Source organism: Mesorhizobium loti R88b, from assembly GCF_013170845.1.
GTDB lineage: Bacteria > Pseudomonadota > Alphaproteobacteria > Rhizobiales > Rhizobiaceae > Mesorhizobium > Mesorhizobium loti_B.
Genome location: NZ_CP033367.1, coordinates 4,209,611 through 4,228,343 on the forward strand (window position 1 = coordinate 4,209,611; position 18,733 = coordinate 4,228,343).

Here is an 18,733-nt window from a genome sequence, read left to right on the forward strand (position 1 = left end):
TTCATCCTTTACGGTAGCGATGAGGGGTGAAGGGCAGGGAACTGACGTCGACGGGGATCTTCGTGCCGCGCACATCGGCGAAAACCCGTGTCCCGGGCTTTGCCAGCGCTGTGGCGACATAGCCCATGGCGACCGGATGGCCTGCCGAGGGGCCGAAGCCACCCGACGTGACATGGCCGGCGGGGTTACCGTTGGCGTCGAACAGGGCAGCACCGGCGCGCACCGGCTGACGGCCCTCCGGTTTCAGCCCGATGCGCTTGTGCGCCGGGCCGCGTTCCACCGCGTCACGCAAGGCGTCGGCGCCGATGAAAGCGCCGGAAGCACGGATTTCCCTGGGGATTGCCCACATCAGCGCGGCCGCGGCCGGGTCGGTCTCCGGCGTGATGTCCTGGCCGTGCAGGCACAGCCCGGCCTCCAGCCTTAGAGAGTCGCGCGCGGCAAGGCCGATCCACAGCACACGCTCATCGGCAAGTAATTTCGCGACCAGATCCCGAGCGTCCGCCTCCGGCAGGCCGATCTCGAAACCGTCCTCGCCGGTATAACCCGACCGGCTCATGAACCAGTTTTCTCGCGGCTCGACCCCGTGCATGAAAAGCAGCGAGCCGGTCTCGATGCCGGCGCGGGACAGTGCCGCCCAGGCTTCGGGACCCTGGATCGCCAGGAAAACGCGGTCGAGCGGCTCAACCCTGACATCGAAATTAGCAGCCAGCGCGCGCAGATGCTTTTCGTCGGCGGCGGCGTTGCCGGCATTGGCGACCACCATGAACCTGGTATCGCCGAGACGGGTGACGATCAGGTCGTCCAGGATGCCGCCTGCCTCATTGAGGAAGAAGGACAGTTTCGACTGCGAGATGTCGAGCGCGCCGGCGTCCAGCGGGCAGGCGCGGTTGAGTAGCGCAACGGCTTGCGGCCCGCTGACCTCGAACAGCTTCATGTGCGAGATGTCGAACAGGCCGGCATGTTCGCGGGTGTGCAGATGCTCTTTCATCACGCCGGCCGGATAGGTCAGCGGCATCGACCAGCCGGCAAAGGCGCCAAAGCGCGCACCGACCGCGGTGTGAATATCTTCGAGGGGGAGGTGTCTGCTGTCGTCGCCCGTCATGTCGTCTCCAGAGTCGCACGCAATCGGCCGCTGATGGCGACCAGTCCGTGCCCCTCTGTCTGAAGCCTGAGAGACTCGCGCAGCCGGAACTCTGTCAGCGGCGCTTACACCTTCGGCGCGGGGGCAAGCCCCGACTTTCCAGAGTGTCTTTCCCGTCTACGGTTCTTTTGCCTGAGAGATTTCGGGCGATTTCCCCTTCGGCGACAGCTCTCGCTGTTCTCTCCCGCAAACAGGTAGGACTCATTTCCGAGCCCTCGACGCGCCATCCATAGCCCGTCGGCGACACCTTGTCACCTCCCAGCGACATCTAAAGGTGCATCGATATTCAGGTGATGCCGGCCTGCAAACGGCTGATACCTGCGCTTCGGTGCTCACGTACGAAAAGTACCGCTCCGGTTCTCGGTATCAACCATTTTCGACTCGGCCTGACCTGAATCTCAACACACCTAAAGCGCGCCGCGCTGACAAGTCTTCGCTAACCACGCCGTTTGCCGGTTTTTCAAGACACTGCTGATAGAACAGGCCGATGTGACGCTTTGGGGCGGACGGGGACGGCAAATGGGCGAATTGATCATGAGCGCGCCGGTGGCGGGGCTGACTTCAAAGAATCGCATTGCCTCGGAAGATGTCGCGATGCTGCGCCGAGAGGTGTTCGCCGACGGCGTGGTGACGCGCGGCGAAGCCGAGGCGCTGTTCGCGCTCGACCAGACAGCGCGCGACAAATGCGCGGATTGGGCGCCGTTCTTCGTCGAGGCGGTGACCGACTACATCGTTCATCAGGAAAAGCCCTCGGGCTACATCTCGCAGGACAATGCCGACTGGCTGATCCGCACCATCTCGCGCGACGGCATGGTCGACAGCCACACCGAACTCGAATTGCTGGTCCATGTGCTGGAAGAGGCAAGATCGTCGCCGAGCCAGCTTTGTGTTTACGCGCTGGAGCAGGTCGCCCACGCCGTTGTTGACGGCAAGGGCCCGCTGATGCTGGGCGGCACGCTGGTGCCCGGACTGATCGCCAAGGCGGAAGTCGAGCTGCTGCGCCGCATCCTCCACGCCCATGGCGGCGACGGCAACATCGCCATCACCCGCGGCGAGGCCGAGGTGCTGTTCAGGATCAATGAACGGACCGCCCAGGCCAAGAACGATCCGTCCTGGAATGATCTGTTCGTCAAGGCTATCGCCAATTTCGTCATGTGCTCGGCCGGCTATGAGGCGCCCACCCGCGATGTTGCGCTGCGTCAGGAAACCTTCCTCGAACACGCCGACCCGCAAATCGGCGGCTTCTTCAGCCGCATGGTCTCCCGCGGTCTCGCCGGCATCATCGGGGCCTATCGGTCCCCTGATGACATCGAGGCCGAGTGGGAAGCGAAGAACAGAGCGGCCGAGGCGCTTGCCCGTCGCGCCGAGACAATCGATGCCGGCGAAGCCACATGGCTGGTCGGTCATATTGGAGTGGACAGGCCGTTGTATGAGAATGAGCGTGCGTTGCTAACGCTCATCAAGCACGCTTCGCCGGAGATCCATCCGGCTCTTAAGCCTTTGCTCGATAAGGTCGCCTGAAAGAACAAGCGCCTGCACCGTGTCACACCCTAGCTTTTTCGATAGGGTTCGTCGGCCATGAAACTCCCTTAGTGTCGGGTGGGGACGTCCACTTTCAGGGGAGAATGACACATGACCATGCTTAGAAACGTGCTTGCTCTTGCATTTGCCGCAGGCCTTGGCTCGACAACGCTGGCTTTTGCCGGCGGAATGACGCCAGAAAAACAGGCCGATGCTCGCACCAAGGTCGAAACCGCCGTGGCGCTGGCCAACATCGCCAAGGCCGACAAGGACGGCGACGCCATGCTCGTTGCTGCCAAAATGCTGGCGGAGGCCGGACCGGTGGCCGAGCAGGGCGCGAAGATGAAGGACGGCAAGCCGACACTCATGAACACCGCCAAGATGGCCAAAATGGCCAAGGAAATGGGCGCCGACGGCAAGAAGGCCGATGCTGTTGCCAGCATGGCAACGTCCAACGGCGAAACGGCACGCAGCGACGGCTACTGGTACTACAGCTGCGATTCCTACAACAATTGTCAGTGGATCTACGCCGGCTATTGAGCGGGGCCGGGGAGCTCAAATCGTAGCACGGCATTGGCGGTCGGCCCCTGGCTCCCACGGGCCGACCATCACTTTGTCGCGAGGCTAGATGCCGCCATACCAGTCGTAGCCATTGTCTTCCCAATAGCCGCCACGGCCGCCGCCGACATCGGCGAAGCCGTCCACCAGTTCGATCTTGTAGAGATACTTTGGCATCTTGTAGCCGAGCTGGCGCTCGACGCGAACCCGCAGCGGCGCGCCGTTCTCGACCGGCAATGGCTTGCCGTTCAGGCCGTAGGCGAGGATCGTCTGCGGGTGGCGGGCGTCGATCAGGTCGATGGTGCCGTAATATTTGATGTCGCCGGACAGGCTGCGGTCGATCGTGTCGAGGCAATGGAACATGACATAGCGCGCCTGCGGCTTGACCACGGCCTGGTCGAGCAGCAGCGACAGCGGCGTGCCGGTCCATTTGGCGATGCAGCTCCAGCCTTCGACGCAATCATGACGCGTGATCTGGGTGCGGCTTGGCATGTTCATGAGCTGCTCGCGGCTGAGCGACAAAGGCTTCTCGACGAGCCCAGAAACCTCCAATCGCCAATCGGCAAAATTGTTGGCGAGCAGGGCTTTGTAGTCATCATCGTCGGGCGAGGTGACGCCGTTCGGCCGCTGCGGCTGGCGGATGTCGGCCTCGGTGAATTCCGGCGCCAGCGCGTCGCGACCGGCAAGCAAGCGTTGCGCGCGATATGTCAGGCCATTGGCGTTTTCGAGGAAACTGCGCAGGCCGCTGCCAATGCTCAGCTGGCTGTCGAATGCGTCGCAGCCCGACAGCATGATGCCGGAGGCGCCCAGGCTTGCACCCGTCAGGAATTTGCGGCGGCTGATTTCGAATTTCGCCATGTCAGGCACTCCTCTCAGGCGTTTTGTCGTCATGCGCGGGAGGGTCGGTGCGGTACCAGCCGGTGATGATCGAGCGCAGTTCGTTGATCGGGCCGGCGGCAAGGATCATCAGGATGTGGATGACGAAGAAGCCGACCAGCAGCAGCATGACGGTGAAATGGATGGTGCGCGCCGTCTGCCGTCCGCCGAGCACCTCGTTGAGGAACGGCAGCACCGAATTCATGCTGGGCGACATGGCAAGCCCGGTGATGACCATCAGCGGCAACAGCACGAACAGCACGCCGCCATAGGCCATCTTCTGCAAGGTGTTGTATTCGCGGGTGTGGTGGAACTTCAGCTTGGCGTGGTCGATGATGTCCTGCGGCAGCCGCTTGAGGTCGTCGAGGCGCGGCGCAAGATCGCGCCTGATATGGCCGTTGACGAGGCTGGCAACGAACCAGACGATCAAGGTCGTGGTCAGGATCCAGGCGAAGAAGAAATGGATGACCCGGGCAGTGCCGAGATCATAGTAGGAGGGGATGGTCGCCCAGGACGGGAAGCCGCGCGCCGTCTCGTTGCCTGCCGGACCCGACCAGCCGAGCACACCGGTCGTGTCGAAGCGATGGCCAAAGATTTCGGTGTAGCCGCGCGTGCCGGTGCTCGTGTTCTCGGCGCCGATCTCGAAGATCGTGTTGTTGTAACCGAAGCCTGACTGCTTGCCGATATAGAGCTGCGGCCGGGCATTGAAGATCTGCAGGCCGGAAAGCAGCATGAAAAACAAGGAGATGGCCCAGAGCCAGTGCGTCAGCCGCGTCCAGCGCGACTGCCGGTAGATTAGCGGCCTCTCTGTTGATGCGGGACTGCCTAGTCCGGTGGCGGACTGGCTTGTGGCAACCGATTCCATCTTGTCTCGTCTCCTGCCTCGCAGCGCGGCCTGTGCGCTCATTGTCCTCCTCATACGTCGCGATCCAAACCGATGTTTCATCCGATCACGGATTTATTATGGACCGCCCAGGCTGACGGCGAGGTTGACGGCGGCGGCGACGATGACGGTGTTGAAGAAGAACGACAGGATCGAATGGACGAGCACGACGCAACGCATATGCGTCGTCGAGATGTTGGTATCGGCGGTTTGCGCCGTCATGCCGATGACCGCTGAGAAATAGAGGAAATCCCAGCCTTCCGGCCGTTTGTCGCCTGGGAACAGCAATCCGCCGATCGGGATTTTCGTCTTGGTCTTGGTGTCGACCTCGTCGCCGTCCATCCAGTAGACATGGGCATAATGCAGCGCTGCCATGGCATGGATGGTGAACCAGCCGAGCGGGATAGACAGCAGCGCGAAGCCGAGTTCGACCGGGTGGCCTCTGTCCTTCTGATTGATCAGCAGGAACAAGGAAACAACGGCTACGCCGACAACGACAAGCGTCACCGCGAAGATGACCATCACCGGCAGGTCGGTGGCGCGCGCATTCTTGCTCAGATACTTGCCGGTGAACGTTGGCATCTGGCTGACGACAAGAATGACGTAGGCGGCGAAGAATGCATTGGCGCCGATCGAATAGGCGAGCGGAGCGTGCAGCAGCAACGCCACAACAAGCGCCGCAGCGCCGAGGCAGGCCGACATTGCAAACAGCATGTGGCGCTGCATGGGGTTCTTGATCGCGGCGGCCATGGCTGTCTCCACCCTGGGTGGCGCTCGGTTTCTAGCTGGGTGTGGCGGATTTGAGCGCCCGCCGCAAGATGCGGTCGAGTTCGCCGAGGAAGCGCGAACGGTCCTGCGGCGCGAAGCTGGCATTGTAGCCCTTGCTTTCGCCGGTTTCGCGCAGATGCTGCTTGAGATCGCGCATGGCCACCGCCATGCCGATGGTTTCCGGCGTGAACGGGCGCCCGGTAGGCCCAAGCACATGCGCGCCGAGCGCCACCGCGCGGGCGGCGAGCGGTATGTCCGCGGTGATCACGATGTCGTTGGATTTGGCATTCTCGACAATCCAGTCATCGGCAGCGTCGGCTCCCTTGGAGACGACGACGTTGCGGATCATCGGATCGCGCGAGGGCCGCAGGCCACCATTGGAGACGTAGGTGACGATGACGCCAAGGCGCTCGGCGACCTTTTCAACCTCGGCCTTGACCGGACAAGCATCGGCGTCGACGTAGATGGCAGGTGCGGGCATTCTCTCTCCGAAACGGACGGGGCCGGAAACGAATCCGGCCCCATGCCTGAAAGCTCACAGCTGTCAGGCCAACAAGGCGCCCGACTTTTTCGCCGTCCAGGTGGCGATATAATCCATCAGGCCTGGATTGAGGCAGTCATAGGGCTCCAGCCCGATCGTCTTCAGCCGTGCCCGGATGCCGTCCATCCGCTTTGGGTCGACACCGGATTCGATGATCGACGAGACGAAAGCAGTGAAGCCCGGTGGTGACCAGCCATCCTCCTGGAAACGCTCGGGGTGGATGAAGGTCAGGCCCTTGAACGGATGATCACGCTCGACCGGTCCGTGCATGTGAACACCACAGCCGGTGCAGGCGTGACGCTGGATCAACGCCGAGGGATCGACCACCTTCAGCTTGTCGCCATTTTCGGTGACGGTGACATCGCCGGTGCCGGCGACGGCCACGACCGAGAACACCGCGCCGTCCGGCTTCCAGCATTTGGTGCAGCCGCAGGCGTGGTTGTGGGCGATCTGCCCCTTGACCTTCACCTTGACCGGCTTGCTGGTGCAAGCGCAGACCAGCGTGCCGCCGGCAAAGCTCGCGCTTTCCTTCGGCAAGCCATTGTCGATTTTTGGATGCAGTTTTTCAGACATTCTATTCCTCCCTGTTTTGTCATCTCGACTAGGTCTCGACGACCACCTCATTTTCCATGAAGTGCACCACCAACAGGCGATGCACTTCGGTCAGACTCCTTCTTAGAAACGCGCTATGCACGAGGTAAGCGATCTCACCGCGCCCGATCGATCTCCTCCAGATTGATCGTGACGCGCTTTTCTTCGCGAAAGCTACGCCAAAGATCTTCGCCAAAGTTCCGTATTCGATGGATCGTCGACTTCTCAGGGTCGACGAAACGAATTCGAACTTCCTTCAATAGACCACCACGCTTCGGATCGACTTGCCTTCATGCATGAGGTCGAACCCCTTGTTGATGTCTTCCAGCTTCAGCGTGTGGGTGATCATCGGATCGATCTGGATCTTGCCGTCCATGTACCAGTCGACGATCTTCGGCACGTCGGTGCGGCCGCGCGCGCCGCCGAAGGCGGTGCCCATCCAGGTGCGTCCGGTGACGAGCTGGAACGGCCTTGTCGAAATCTCCTGGCCGGCACCCGCAACGCCGATCACGACCGACTTGCCCCAGCCGCGGTGTGAGGCTTCCAGCGCCTGACGCATCACCTTGGTGTTGCCGGTGCAGTCGAACGTGTAGTCGGCGCCGCCGATCTGGTCGGCGCCGCGCTTGGTCATGTTGACGAGGTGAGGCACGACATCGCCATCGATCTCTTTCGGATTGACGAAATGCGTCATGCCGAACCGCTCGCCCCATGCCTTCTTGTCGTTGTTCAGATCGACGCCGATGATCATGTCGGCGCCCGCAAGCTTGAGGCCCTGGATGACGTTGAGGCCGATGCCGCCGAGACCGAAGACGACCGCGGTCGCGCCTTGCTCGACCTTGGCGGTGTTGATGACGGCGCCGATGCCGGTGGTGACGCCGCAGCCGATGTAGCAGATCTTGTCGAAGGGAGCGTCGGGGTTGACCTTGGCGACCGCGATCTCGGGCAGCACGGTGAAGTTCGAAAAGGTCGAGCAGCCCATATAGTGAAAGATCTTGTCCTTGCCGATCGAGAAGCGCGACGAGCCGTCCGGCATCAGGCCTTGGCCCTGCGTGGCACGGATGGCGGTGCACAGATTGGTTTTTCTGGACAGGCATGACGGGCACTGCCGGCATTCCGGCGTATAGAGCGGGATGACATGGTCGCCCTTTTTGACCGAGGTGACGCCCTTGCCGATATCAACCACAACGCCGGCGCCTTCATGGCCGAGGATGGCGGGAAAGAGGCCTTCGGGATCGGCGCCCGACAGCGTGAATTCATCGGTGTGGCAGATGCCGGTCGCCTTGATCTCGACCAGCACTTCGCCCTCGCGCGGACCGTCGAGGTCGACCTCCATGATCTCCAGCGGCTTTCCAGCGGCGACAGCGACAGCGGCGCGGGTTTTCATCAGGCAATTCCTCCAAAAGGCGATTTTTGCGCAAGCTTTCAGGTTTTGCCCTGGCGATCAACAGCTAGCTGGTTCCAGGCTTGGGCCAGTGCGGAGATTTTAATCCCAAACCGATTGAAACACCGCGATTTGTCCAGCCAGCTTGACCGCGCCGGCACAGGTCATAAAAGGAACGGCCGACCCGAGGGATATCTGCATGTTCACCAAGATCCTGATCGCCAATCGTGGCGAGATCGCCTGCCGCGTCATCAAGACGGCGCGCAAGATGGGTATTGCCACGGTCGCGGTCTATTCCGATGCCGATCGCGATGCCGTGCATGTCGAGATGGCCGACGAAGCGGTGCATATCGGGCCGTCACCGGCGGCGCAGAGCTATCTCGTCCCTGAAAAGATCATCGCCGCCTGCAAGGAAACCGGGGCTCAGGCTGTGCATCCCGGTTACGGCTTCCTGTCGGAGCGCGCTGCTTTCTGCGAAGCGCTGGAAGCGGAAGGCATCGTCTTCATCGGGCCGAAGCCCAAGGCGATCAAGGCGATGGGCGACAAGATCGAATCGAAGAAATTCGCCAACGCGGCCAAGGTGTCGACTGTTCCGGGCTGGCTCGGCGTCATCGAGAATGCCGACCATGCCGAAAAGATCGCCGGCGAAATCGGCTATCCCGTGATGATCAAGGCCTCGGCCGGCGGCGGCGGTAAGGGCATGCGCATCGCCTGGGACCAGTCGGAAGTGCGCGACGGCTTCGACCGCGCGCGCTCGGAAGCCAAGAGCTCGTTCGGTGACGACCGTGTCTTCATCGAAAAGTTCGTCGTCGACCCTCGCCATATCGAGATCCAGGTGCTGGCCGACGCACATGGCAACACACTCTATCTCGGCGAGCGCGAATGCTCGATCCAGCGCCGCAACCAGAAGGTGGCGGAAGAAGCGCCGTCGTCCTTCCTCGATGCCAAGACGCGCAAGGCGATGGGCGAACAGTCGGTGGCGCTGGCCAGGGCCGTCGACTACCAGAGCGCCGGCACGGTCGAGTTCATCGTCGACAAAGACAAGAACTTCTATTTCCTTGAAATGAATACACGATTGCAGGTCGAGCATCCGGTGACGGAGCTCGTCACCGGCATCGATCTGGTCGAACAGATGATCCGCGTCGCCGCCGGCGAAAAGCTCGCCATCAAGCAGAGCGACGTCAAGCTGAAGGGCTGGGCGGTGGAAAGCCGGCTCTATGCCGAGGATCCCTATCGCAATTTCCTGCCGTCGATCGGCCGGCTGACGCGCTACCAGCCGCCAGAGGAAGGGAAACTCGGCGATATCGTTATCCGCAACGACACCGGCGTCACCGAGGGCTCGGAGATTTCGATGTTCTACGATCCGATGCTGGCGAAGCTGTGCACCTGGGCGCCGACGCGCATCGAAGCGATCGATGCCATGTCGGAAGCGCTCGACAGTTTTGTGGTCGACGGTATCGAGCACAACATTCCGTTTCTAGCGGCGCTGATGCAGCACCCGCGCTGGCGGGAAGGGGCAATATCGACGGCATTCATCGCCGAGGAATATCCCGACGGTTTCGCGCCGATCGTACCCAACAGCCAGGAAAAGGCCGTGCTGGCGTCGATCGTGACCGCGGTCGAACTGCTGCGCCGCGACCGGCTCGACCGGCTGGGCGGGCGGTTGGCGCCGCATTCGGGAGCGCTCAAGCGCGACTGGGTGGTGAAGATCGGCGAGGACTATCTCACCGCCTCCATTCTCGAAGGCATGATTTCCATCCCGATGGAGATCGACCTCTCGATCGACGGCGGCAAGGCGCTGACCGTTTCATCCGACTGGCGACCCGGCGACCTGATCTGGCGCGGCACTGTTGGTAAGCGCACCGTCGTCGCCCAGATCCGGCCTGTCGCCAATGGCCTTCGCATCGCCTGGAAGGGCATGTCGGTGACCGCGCGCGCCATGCTGCCGCGCACCGCCGAGCTGGAACGGCTGATGCCGGAAAAGGTGGCGCCGGACACCTCGAACCTGCTGCTTTGCCCCATGCCTGGCCTCGTGGTGTCGATCGCCGTTGCCGTAGGCCAGGAGGTCAAGGCCGGTGAGACCTTGGCCGTGGTCGAGGCGATGAAGATGGAGAACGTGCTGCGTGCCGAACGCGATCTCGTCGTGTCGAAGCTCAATGCGAAGCCGGGCGACAGCCTGGCGGTGGACGCCGTGATCATGGAATTCGCCTAGAGACTGTTTGGAAATTCTGCTCCGGCGGCCATCTGATGGCGTTTTCTGCGCTTCCGGTGCTCACGGACCCAAATGTCCGCTCCGCTCCGGTTCTCGAAACCACCATCATATGATTCGCCAGAGCGAATTTCGAAACAATCTCCGACGCCGGGTCGCGGAAGCCTGTGGCTGGCGATCGTTTGTGCTGGACTGGTATCGCCCGGTCCCGGACAATACATTTGTATCGACTCAAGGCCTTCGGCAGCGCGAGAAACCATGGCGGATGACAAACTTCCACGCGATCCCCTGAAGCGCGAAGCCGCGATCGCGGCCGCGCGGCCGGAGGTGCCGGCGCGGCCGTTCGTGCATCTGCGCGTGCATTCGGCCTATTCGCTGCTCGAGGGCGCGCTTCAACTCAGCAAAGTCGTCGGCCATGCGGTCAAGGACGAGGCGCCGGCCATCGCCGTCACCGATACAAACAATCTGTTCGGCGCGCTGGAGTTCGCGCAGAAGGCGGTGAAGGACGGCATCCAGCCGATCATCGGTTGCCAGATCGCGCTCGCCTTTTCCGGTGAAAACAGCGACGGCCAGCGTGATCGCCGCCGCCAAGGGCCGGAAATGCGGCCGGTCGTCCTGCTCGCCGCGACCGAGGCCGGCTATTCCAATCTGGTTCGGCTTGTCAGCGGCGTCTACCTGGAAACACCGCCCGGTGAGGCGGTACACCTGACCACCGACACGCTGGTTGGTCGGGCCGACGGGCTGATCTGCCTCAGCGGCGGGCCGCGCGGCCCGATCGGCAACGCCTTGAAGGAGGATCGCCGCGATCTGGCCAAGACGCGGCTCCTGACGCTCAAGGCGCTGTTCGGCGACCGGCTTTATGTCGAACTGGATCGGGTCGCGGGCTACGACCGGGTCATCGAACATCAGACGATCGATCTCGCCTACAGGCACGAACTTCCGCTTGTTGCGACCAATGAGGCGTTTTTCTCCTCGCGCGACGATTATGACGCGCATGACGCGCTGATCGCCATCGCCGAGGGCTCGGTCGTTGCCGTCGACAACAGACGCCGGCTGTCGCCGGACAATTTCCTGCGCAGCCAGGCCGACATGGCAAAGCTGTTCGCCGACCTCCCGGAAGCGATCGACAACACGGTCGAGATCGCGCTGCGCTGTTCCTACTATCCAAAAACCCGCAGCCCGATCCTGCCGCGCTTCACCGGCGGCGATGCCTCCGACAAGGATGCGGCCGAAAAGGCAGAGGCCGCCGAACTCGCCCGCCAGGCGCGTGAGGGGCTCGACGCTCGGCTTGCGCTGCACGGGCCGACCCCTGGTTACACGGTCGAGCAGTATCGCGAGCGGCTCGAATTCGAGCTCGGCATCATCGAGAAGATGAAATTCCCGGGCTACTTCCTGATCGTTGCCGACTTCATCAAATGGGCCAAGGCGCAAGGCATTCCGGTCGGGCCGGGGCGTGGTTCGGGCGCCGGATCGCTGGTCGCCTATTCAACGACCATCACCGACATCGATCCGTTGCGCTTCTCGCTGCTGTTCGAGCGCTTCCTCAATCCGGACCGCGTGTCGATGCCCGACTTCGACATCGACTTCTGCCAGGACCGCCGCGAAGAGGTGATCCGCTACGTCCAGCAGAAATACGGCCGCGACCAGGTCGGACAGATCATCACCTTCGGTACGCTGCAGGCGCGCGCCGTGCTGCGCGACGTCGGCCGTGTGCTGCAGATGCCTTATGGCCAGGTCGACAAGCTGTCCAAGATGGTGCCGCAGAACCCGGCCAATCCGGTCAAGCTCGCGGATGCCATCGCCAATGAGCCGCGCTTTGCCGAAGAGGCCGAGAGGGAGCCGATCGTCCAGACGCTGCTCGACATGGCGCAGAAGCTGGAAGGCCTCTACCGCCACGCCTCGACGCACGCCGCCGGCATCGTCATTGGCGACCGGCCGTTGTCGGAGCTGGTGCCGATGTACCGCGATCCGCGCTCGGACATGCCGGTCACCCAGTTCAACATGAAATATGTCGAGCAGGCTGGGCTGGTGAAGTTCGACTTCCTCGGCCTGAAGACGCTGACGGTGCTGGAAACGGCGGTCAAGCTGATCCGCCGCCGCGGCATCGACATCGATCTGGCGACCATCCCGCTCGACGATCCCGACACCTACTCCATGCTGTCGCGCGGCGAGGTGGTCGGCGTGTTCCAGGTTGAAAGTGCCGGCATGCGCAAGGCGCTGATCGGCATGCGGCCCGACTGTATCGAGGACATTATCGCGCTGGTTGCCCTTTATCGTCCGGGTCCGATGGAGAACATCCCGACCTACAACGCCAGAAAGCATGGCGAGGAGGAGATGGCCTCGATCCATCCCAAGATCGACCATCTGGTGAAGGAGACGCAAGGCGTCATCGTCTACCAAGAACAGGTCATGCAGATCGCGCAGGAACTGTCCGGCTATTCGCTCGGCGAAGCCGATCTTTTGCGTCGCGCCATGGGCAAGAAGATCCGCGCCGAGATGGACAAGCAGCGCGAGCGCTTCGTCTCGGGTGCTGTGGAGCGCGGCGTCAACAAGCCGCAAGCCGACCTCATTTTCGATCTGCTGGCCAAGTTCGCCGACTATGGTTTCAACAAGTCGCATGCCGCCGCCTACGCTGTCGTCTCCTACCAGACCGCCTATCTCAAGGCGCATTATCCGGTCGAGTTCCTGGCGGCGTCGATGACGCTCGACATGGGCAACACCGACAAGCTGGCCGACTTCCGCCAGGACGCGTTGCGCCTCGGCATCGAGGTTCTGGCGCCGTCGGTGATGACGAGTTTTCGGCCTTTCGAGGTCGGCGAGAACCGCATCTACTACTCGATGGCCGCTCTCAAAGGTGTCGGCGACGCGGCGGTCGAGCACATCGTCACTGTCCGTGGCGAAAAGCCGTTCAAGAATCTCGCCGATTTCTGCGAGCGGGTCGATCCCAAGATCGTCGGCAAGCGGGTCTTCGAAAGCCTGATCATGGCTGGCGCGCTTGACTGCTTCGGCCACGACCGCGCTGCGATGCTGGCCGGCGTCGAACGGATGATGGGGCTGGCGTCACTTGCCCAGCAGAATGCCGTTTCCGGCCAGGCCGACATTTTCGGGGCCTCGCTGGGCGCTCAGTCGCAGGCGCTCAATCTGCCGCCGACGGACCCATGGCTCGCCGCCGACCGGCTGCACCGCGAATTCCAGGTCATCGGCTTTTATCTCTCGGCCCATCCGCTCGATGAATACAAGGCGGCGCTGCAGAAGATGCGGGTGCAAAACTGGGCGGAGTTCTCGGCGGCGGTCAAACGCGGCGCTTCCGCCGGCCGTCTGGCCGGCACGGTGACCAGCAAGCAGGAGCGCAAGACGCGCACCGGCAACAAGATGGGCGTGGTGGCCTTTTCCGACACGTCCGGCCAGTATGAGGCCGTGCTGTTTTCGGAAGGGCTGGCGCAGTACCGTGACCTCCTGGAAGCCGGCCGCTCCGTCGTCATCACCGTCGCGGCTGAGGACAGGCCCGAGGGTGTCAATTTGCGTATCAACTCGGTCCAGTCGCTGGAAGACGAGGCAAGCCGCATCCAGAAGGCGCTGCGGATTTTCGTCAGGAACGATGGGCCAGCCTCGATCATTCAATCCCAGCTTACCCAGCGCGGCGAAAGCCAGGTGAGCATTATCGTGATCAAGGAAGAAGCGCAGGGCGAGGTCGAGATTGCCTTGCAGGGCGGCTACCGCGTCTCGCCACAGATCGCCTCGGCGATGCGCGCCGTGCCTGGCGTGGTCGAAGTGGAGCTGGTGTGATCGCCGCTGTTGGCAGGCGTCGGCATCTGCCGCTCGTGTCATCGCGATCGGCATGAAGGTAGCGGAGAAGGAAGCACCGCAGGGCGACTCCGTATTGGTGCGGCTGCGCCAAAGGCTGCGCGAACTCTACCATGGGCGCACACCCGCCGCCTTCCGGTTTCAGGTGGCTGCAATCGTCATCGATCTGGCCGTCATCGCTTTCTTCATAGCGACACCGGTCATCCAGCAATCGGCCTCGTTCCTGTGGCTGGACTATGCCGTGGCGGCGCTCGTCGGCGCCGATCTGATTGCCAGGCTGCTGGCCTCCAACGACATGCTGCGCCTGATGAAGCAGCCGACCTCCTGGGTGGATGTCTTCATCCTGTTGACGCTGCTGATGCCGACGGCGCTCGCCAATCTCGGCTTTTTGCGCATCCTGCGGCTATGGTCGCTGTCGCGCAGCGGTTCGATCTGGCGGCATTTCGAGATGCGTGGGCTGAGACCCTGGCGCGAGGCGAGCCACGCGGTGATCAACCTGTTGACGTTTCTTTTCGTCATCACCGGCTTTGTCTACACCTTCTTCTTCCGCAACGGAGCCGGGCTGGAAAACTACGTCGACGCGCTGTATTTCACCGTCGCCACCGTGACCACGACCGGTTTTGGCGACATCGTGCTGCCGGGAATGGCCGGCAAGCTGACGGCGATCGTCACCATGATCATAGGCATATCGCTGTTTGTCAGGCTGGCGCAGGCGATTTTCCGACCGGCCAAGGTGTTCTTTCCTTGTCCGCAATGCGGATTGCAGCGACACGAGCCGGATGCGGTGCATTGCAAGGCCTGCGGGCATCTCCTCAATATACCCGACGACGGAAGCTAACCGGCGGCGACGCTACGATGCCGCCACTTCAGCCGCTTGCACCGGCTTGCGCTGCAGATTGAGCAGATTGCCCATCAGGATCAGCAGCGCGCCACCGGCGGTGAAGGCGTCGATCTGTTCCTTGTAGAGCAGCCAGCCGACCAGCGCCGATAGAGGCACGCGCAGGAAATCCATGGGCGAAATGATGGTCGCGTCGGCATAGGTGAGCGCGCGGGCCATGCAGAAATGTGACGACATGCCGGTGAAGGCAATCAGCAGGATCCACGGCCAGAGTTCAAGCGATGGGGTGCGCCATACGTAGAGCGCCGGGATGAGGCCGACCGCCGACTGGATGATCAACATCCAGAAGATGATGCGCACGACGCTGTCAGTCCGCGTCAGCGATTTGACCAGCACCAGGGAGATGCCGAAGCAGACCGCGGCGCCCAGTACGATCAGATGCCCCGGATCGACCGCGTTGACGCCGGGACGGACGATGACCACCACACCGATCAGGCCGAGCACGACCGACGCAAGCTTGGGACGGCTGAGCCTCTCGCCGAGAAAAGTCACCGCCAGGATTGCTGTCCAGATCGGCGTGGTGAATTCGATCGAGATCAGCACCGCCAGCGGGATCAGCGTCAGGGCGTAGAGCCATGCCGCCTGGCCGCTGTAGTGGACGACGTTGCGGGCGATATGGGCGAGGGGACGCTGCGTGCGCATCGCCGCAAAGCCGCCGCTCGTCAGCACCAGCGGCAACAGGATGAAGAAGCCGATCACCGAGCGCAGTTCAAGCACCTGGAAGACGTTGAGTTCGGCTGTCGTGGCGCGGCCGGCGATCGACATCCCCAGGAAGGACGTGATCGACAGCGCCATCCAGAACGCAGCCTTGGGGATCGAGGGGGTGGGTGCCATGGCTGTTATCTCGCAGGCCGGCGCTTTTGCCGCAATCGCTAGCCGATGTATTCTTCTAGGCCAGCTGCCACGGCCTGCTTGCGGCGCTGGTGGAACCTGATACGGGCGCGGGCGTTGACTCCCCATATTTTATCCCTGCTGCCTTTCCATATCGACAAGGAGAGTTTTATGAGACGATACGCGCAAGTCGCGCTTGCTGGCTGCCTGGTGATTGCCGCGGGCGCAGCTCATGCCGACGAGACCAAATTTCTCCAGTCGTTCAAGGGTAATTTCGCCGGCAAGGGCACTGTCCAGGTCACCACGGATGTGCCGAACGTCAGCGTGTCCTGCAGCTTCAAGTCGAATGCGACCTCGACCTCGCTCTCGCTGGATGGCAATTGCCGTGGTCTCGTTGTTGTGTCGCGCGCCATCAGCGCCAATCTGAAGGTCACAGGGGCGAAGTACAGCGGCGTCTATGTCGGATCTCGCACCGGGCCGGCACAGCTGAATGGCAGCCGGTCGGGCAACGCGATCAATCTCGGCATCCGCTGGGCGAAGGACGTCAACGGTGATCGCAAGGCCAAGATGACGGTCGAGAAGCGAGGCGAGAACGGGATCCGGCTGACGGTCATCGATACCGATCCGAAAACCGGCAAGAGCGTGGTGACGAGCAGGATCGATCTGACGCGCGTCTAACTAGCTCATCGCTGCATCCGGCATCAGTCTTCCAGCGGCTCCGGCGGGTGGGCATCGCGGCCCCTGCCGAACGTATAGCCGGTTTCCACCGCCTTGCGGCCGAACTTGTCGCGCAGCGCATCGATGGCGCCTTCGGCCATGGCGCGCTTGCGCGACTGCACGTCGACCAGATCCGGCGGGTCGGCCTTGTCGTCATCGGAGAGATCGCTGACGCCGATGCCGAGCAAGCGAAATTTTGTCCCGTCAGTCTCCTTGCGCAGAAGCTCCACTCCGGTCTGAAAGATGCGGTCCGCGAGCCGGGTCGGGTCGCCGAGCTGGCGGTTGCGCGTGCGCAGCTTGAAATCCTGGGTCTTCAGCTTCAGCACCACCGTGCGCCCGGCAATGCCTGACTTTTTCAGCCGCGCCGAGACCTTTTCCGAAAGGCCCCTCAGCACCGCGACCAGCTCTTCCAGCGACGCGATGTCGGTGTCGAAGGTTGTTTCGGCCGATACGCTCTTGGCATCCTGGTCGGGGTCGACGCGGCGCACATCCTCACCACGTGACAGGCGGTAGAGCCGGTCGCCCATCACGCCGTAGCGGCGCATCAGGTCACCACGCTCCATCTTCTGAAGCTGCCCAATGGTGCGGATGCCGTCGCGCTCCAGCGTGGCGTTGAACGCCTTGCCGACGCCCCAGATCATGGTCACCGGCTGCTCGGCCAGGAAACCGACCGCCTCGGCCTCGCCAATGACCGAAAAGCCGCGTGGCTTGCGGAAGTCCGAGGCGATCTTGGCGAGGAATTTGCAATAGGAAAGCCCGGCCGAAACGGTGATGCCGATCTCCTTCTCGACCGCCAGGGCAAAGCGCGCCAGCACCACCGCCGGCGGCAGGCCGTGCAGCCGTTCGGTGCCGGCGAGGTCGAGAAACGCCTCGTCGATCGACAGCGGCTCGACCAGCGGCGTTAGCGCCTGCATCATGGCGCGAACCTCGCGGCCGACGCGAACATATTTTTCCATGTTGGGCGGGATCACGACCGCCTCGGGGCAGGCTTCCAGCGCCTTGAACATCGGCATGGCCGAGCGCACACCCCGGATGCGGGCGATGTAGCATGCGGTGGAGACCACGCCGCGCTTGCCGCCGCCAATGATCAGCGGCTTGTCCTTGAGCGCCGGGTTGTCGCGCTTTTCGATCGCCGCGTAGAAGGCGTCGCAATCGATATGGGCCAGATGCAGCCGGTATAGCTCCGGATGGCGGGCAAGGCGAGGGCTGCCGCAGCGCTCACAGCGGCGCGTCTCACTGCGCTGAAACGTCAGGCAGTCACGGCAAAAACCGTGATCGGGATTGTTGACAGGGGCCGCCATCACTGCGAACATAAAGAGAACAGAAGCAATGGTACGACAGTGCAGGGCCAGCGACAAGCTTGGCCTGGGGAGAACCGCATGAGCACGACCATAGTGCCGCTGGCGCCTGAGCTCTGGCCTGAATTCGAGGACCTTTTTGGCAAGCAGGGCGCCTGCTACGGCTGCTGGTGCACGCATTTCCGGCTGGCGCCGTCGGCGCGGCGCGAGAGCAGCCGCGAACGCAACAAGGACCATATCAAGGCGCGCATCGAGACCGGCCCGCCGCCCGGCGTGCTGGCGTTCGAGGACGGCAGTGCGGTTGGCTGGATGCAGATCGGGCCACGCGCCGACGTGCCCGAATGGAACAACAAGGGCAGGGGCTCGGCGCCCATTGATGCCGCCGACGCCGCCGATCCGGCCGTCTGGGCGATCTCCTGCTTTTTCATTCGCGCCAAGGCGCGCGGCAGGGGCATCACGCATCGCCTCGTCGAGGGCGGCATCGATTTCGCCCGCCAGAGCGGGGCACGGCTTGTCGAGGCCTGCCCGATCGACCTGTCGCGCGATTCGCGTTCGATCGGCCTGTTCGTCGGCTCGTCGCAGGTTTTCGAGAAGGCCGGTTTCGAAAGACTTGTGGAACGCAAGGCCGGCCGGCCGCTGATGCGGCTGGTGCTGGAACCGGGTGCCTGAACATCATCGTCTTGCAGTTGTGATGGTATTTCCCTACCAGAAGGACG

16 protein-coding genes and 1 riboswitch are annotated in these 18,733 nt (G+C 62.7%); of the genes, 7 read left to right on the top strand and 9 right to left on the bottom strand.

The window, feature by feature from the left end; all coding sequences use genetic code 11:
- Position 1: 1 nt before the first annotated feature.
- On the bottom strand, positions 2-1,102 hold the full coding sequence (gcvT, locus tag EB235_RS20525; RefSeq protein ID WP_027029215.1) for a glycine cleavage system aminomethyltransferase GcvT: 1,101 nt from the start codon (positions 1,100-1,102) through the stop codon (positions 2-4).
- 149 nt (positions 1,103-1,251) lie between these two features.
- Positions 1,252-1,338: riboswitch (glycine riboswitch) on the bottom strand.
- A 322-nt stretch (positions 1,339-1,660) separates the two neighbouring features.
- On the opposite strand from gcvT, the gene EB235_RS20530 reads away from it, so the two are divergent.
- Both EB235_RS20530 and EB235_RS20535 read left to right on the top strand, forming a co-directional pair.
- On the top strand, positions 1,661-2,662 hold the full coding sequence (locus EB235_RS20530; RefSeq protein ID WP_027029214.1) for a hypothetical protein: 1,002 nt from the start codon (positions 1,661-1,663) through the stop codon (positions 2,660-2,662).
- A gap of 111 nt (positions 2,663-2,773) precedes the next feature.
- Positions 2,774-3,202 carry a hypothetical protein gene (locus EB235_RS20535; RefSeq protein WP_027029213.1) on the top strand — a complete coding sequence of 143 codons (429 nt, stop codon included), beginning with the start codon at positions 2,774-2,776 and terminating at the stop codon, positions 3,200-3,202.
- Positions 3,203-3,286: 84 nt separating this feature from the next.
- Here EB235_RS20535 and EB235_RS20540 read toward each other — a convergent pair whose 3' ends face one another.
- From EB235_RS20540 to EB235_RS20565, 6 genes are all read right to left on the bottom strand, one after another.
- Positions 3,287-4,078 (bottom strand): molybdopterin-binding protein, encoded by a 792-nt coding sequence (locus tag EB235_RS20540; RefSeq protein ID WP_027029212.1) that lies wholly within the window; start codon positions 4,076-4,078, stop codon positions 3,287-3,289.
- Between the two features lies 1 nt (position 4,079).
- Complete coding sequence (locus tag EB235_RS20545) at positions 4,080-4,961, bottom strand: cytochrome b/b6 domain-containing protein (RefSeq protein ID WP_032926249.1); 882 nt, start codon at positions 4,959-4,961, stop codon at positions 4,080-4,082.
- Positions 4,962-5,057: 96 nt separating this feature from the next.
- Positions 5,058-5,729: a DUF1345 domain-containing protein gene (locus tag EB235_RS20550; RefSeq protein ID WP_027029210.1), complete on the bottom strand. Its 672-nt coding sequence runs from the start codon at positions 5,727-5,729 to the stop codon at positions 5,058-5,060.
- 31 nt (positions 5,730-5,760) lie between these two features.
- The gene (locus EB235_RS20555; protein WP_027029209.1) at positions 5,761-6,228 is read right to left on the bottom strand and encodes a YaiI/YqxD family protein; all 468 of its coding nucleotides are present in this window, start codon (positions 6,226-6,228) and stop codon (positions 5,761-5,763) included.
- 63 nt (positions 6,229-6,291) lie between these two features.
- Positions 6,292-6,861 (bottom strand): S-(hydroxymethyl)glutathione synthase, encoded by a 570-nt coding sequence (gfa, locus tag EB235_RS20560; RefSeq protein WP_027029208.1) that lies wholly within the window; start codon positions 6,859-6,861, stop codon positions 6,292-6,294.
- Positions 6,862-7,135: 274 nt separating this feature from the next.
- A complete protein-coding gene (locus tag EB235_RS20565) occupies positions 7,136-8,263 on the bottom strand; it encodes an S-(hydroxymethyl)glutathione dehydrogenase/class III alcohol dehydrogenase (RefSeq protein WP_027029206.1) in 1,128 nt (375 codons plus the stop codon).
- Between the two features lie 196 nt (positions 8,264-8,459).
- On the opposite strand from EB235_RS20565, the gene EB235_RS20570 reads away from it, so the two are divergent.
- The 3 genes from EB235_RS20570 to EB235_RS20580 all read left to right on the top strand — a co-directional run bounded on the left by EB235_RS20570 (position 8,460) and on the right by EB235_RS20580 (position 15,111).
- A complete protein-coding gene (locus EB235_RS20570; RefSeq protein ID WP_027029205.1) occupies positions 8,460-10,472 on the top strand; it encodes an acetyl-CoA carboxylase biotin carboxylase subunit in 2,013 nt (670 codons plus the stop codon).
- A 255-nt stretch (positions 10,473-10,727) separates the two neighbouring features.
- Positions 10,728-14,255, top strand: a complete 3,528-nt coding sequence (gene dnaE, locus EB235_RS20575; protein ID WP_027029204.1) for a DNA polymerase III subunit alpha — start codon at positions 10,728-10,730, stop codon at positions 14,253-14,255.
- A gap of 52 nt (positions 14,256-14,307) precedes the next feature.
- Positions 14,308-15,111, top strand: a complete 804-nt coding sequence (locus EB235_RS20580; RefSeq protein ID WP_027029203.1) for a potassium channel family protein — start codon at positions 14,308-14,310, stop codon at positions 15,109-15,111.
- 12 nt (positions 15,112-15,123) lie between these two features.
- Here EB235_RS20580 and EB235_RS20585 read toward each other — a convergent pair whose 3' ends face one another.
- Complete coding sequence (locus tag EB235_RS20585) at positions 15,124-16,005, bottom strand: DMT family transporter (RefSeq protein ID WP_027029202.1); 882 nt, start codon at positions 16,003-16,005, stop codon at positions 15,124-15,126.
- A 168-nt stretch (positions 16,006-16,173) separates the two neighbouring features.
- Here EB235_RS20585 and EB235_RS20590 point away from each other — a divergent pair, with 168 nt between their 5' ends.
- Positions 16,174-16,680, top strand: coding sequence for a hypothetical protein (locus tag EB235_RS20590; RefSeq protein WP_027029201.1), 507 nt, complete (start codon positions 16,174-16,176; stop codon positions 16,678-16,680).
- A gap of 23 nt (positions 16,681-16,703) precedes the next feature.
- Here the strand turns inward: EB235_RS20590 and EB235_RS20595 are convergent, their stop codons facing one another.
- Positions 16,704-18,032 carry a DNA polymerase IV gene (locus tag EB235_RS20595; RefSeq protein WP_027029200.1) on the bottom strand — a complete coding sequence of 443 codons (1,329 nt, stop codon included), beginning with the start codon at positions 18,030-18,032 and terminating at the stop codon, positions 16,704-16,706.
- 66 nt (positions 18,033-18,098) lie between these two features.
- Here EB235_RS20595 and EB235_RS20600 point away from each other — a divergent pair, with 66 nt between their 5' ends.
- Positions 18,099-18,686 (top strand): GNAT family N-acetyltransferase, encoded by a 588-nt coding sequence (locus EB235_RS20600; RefSeq protein WP_027029199.1) that lies wholly within the window; start codon positions 18,099-18,101, stop codon positions 18,684-18,686.
- Positions 18,687-18,733 lie beyond the last annotated feature (47 nt).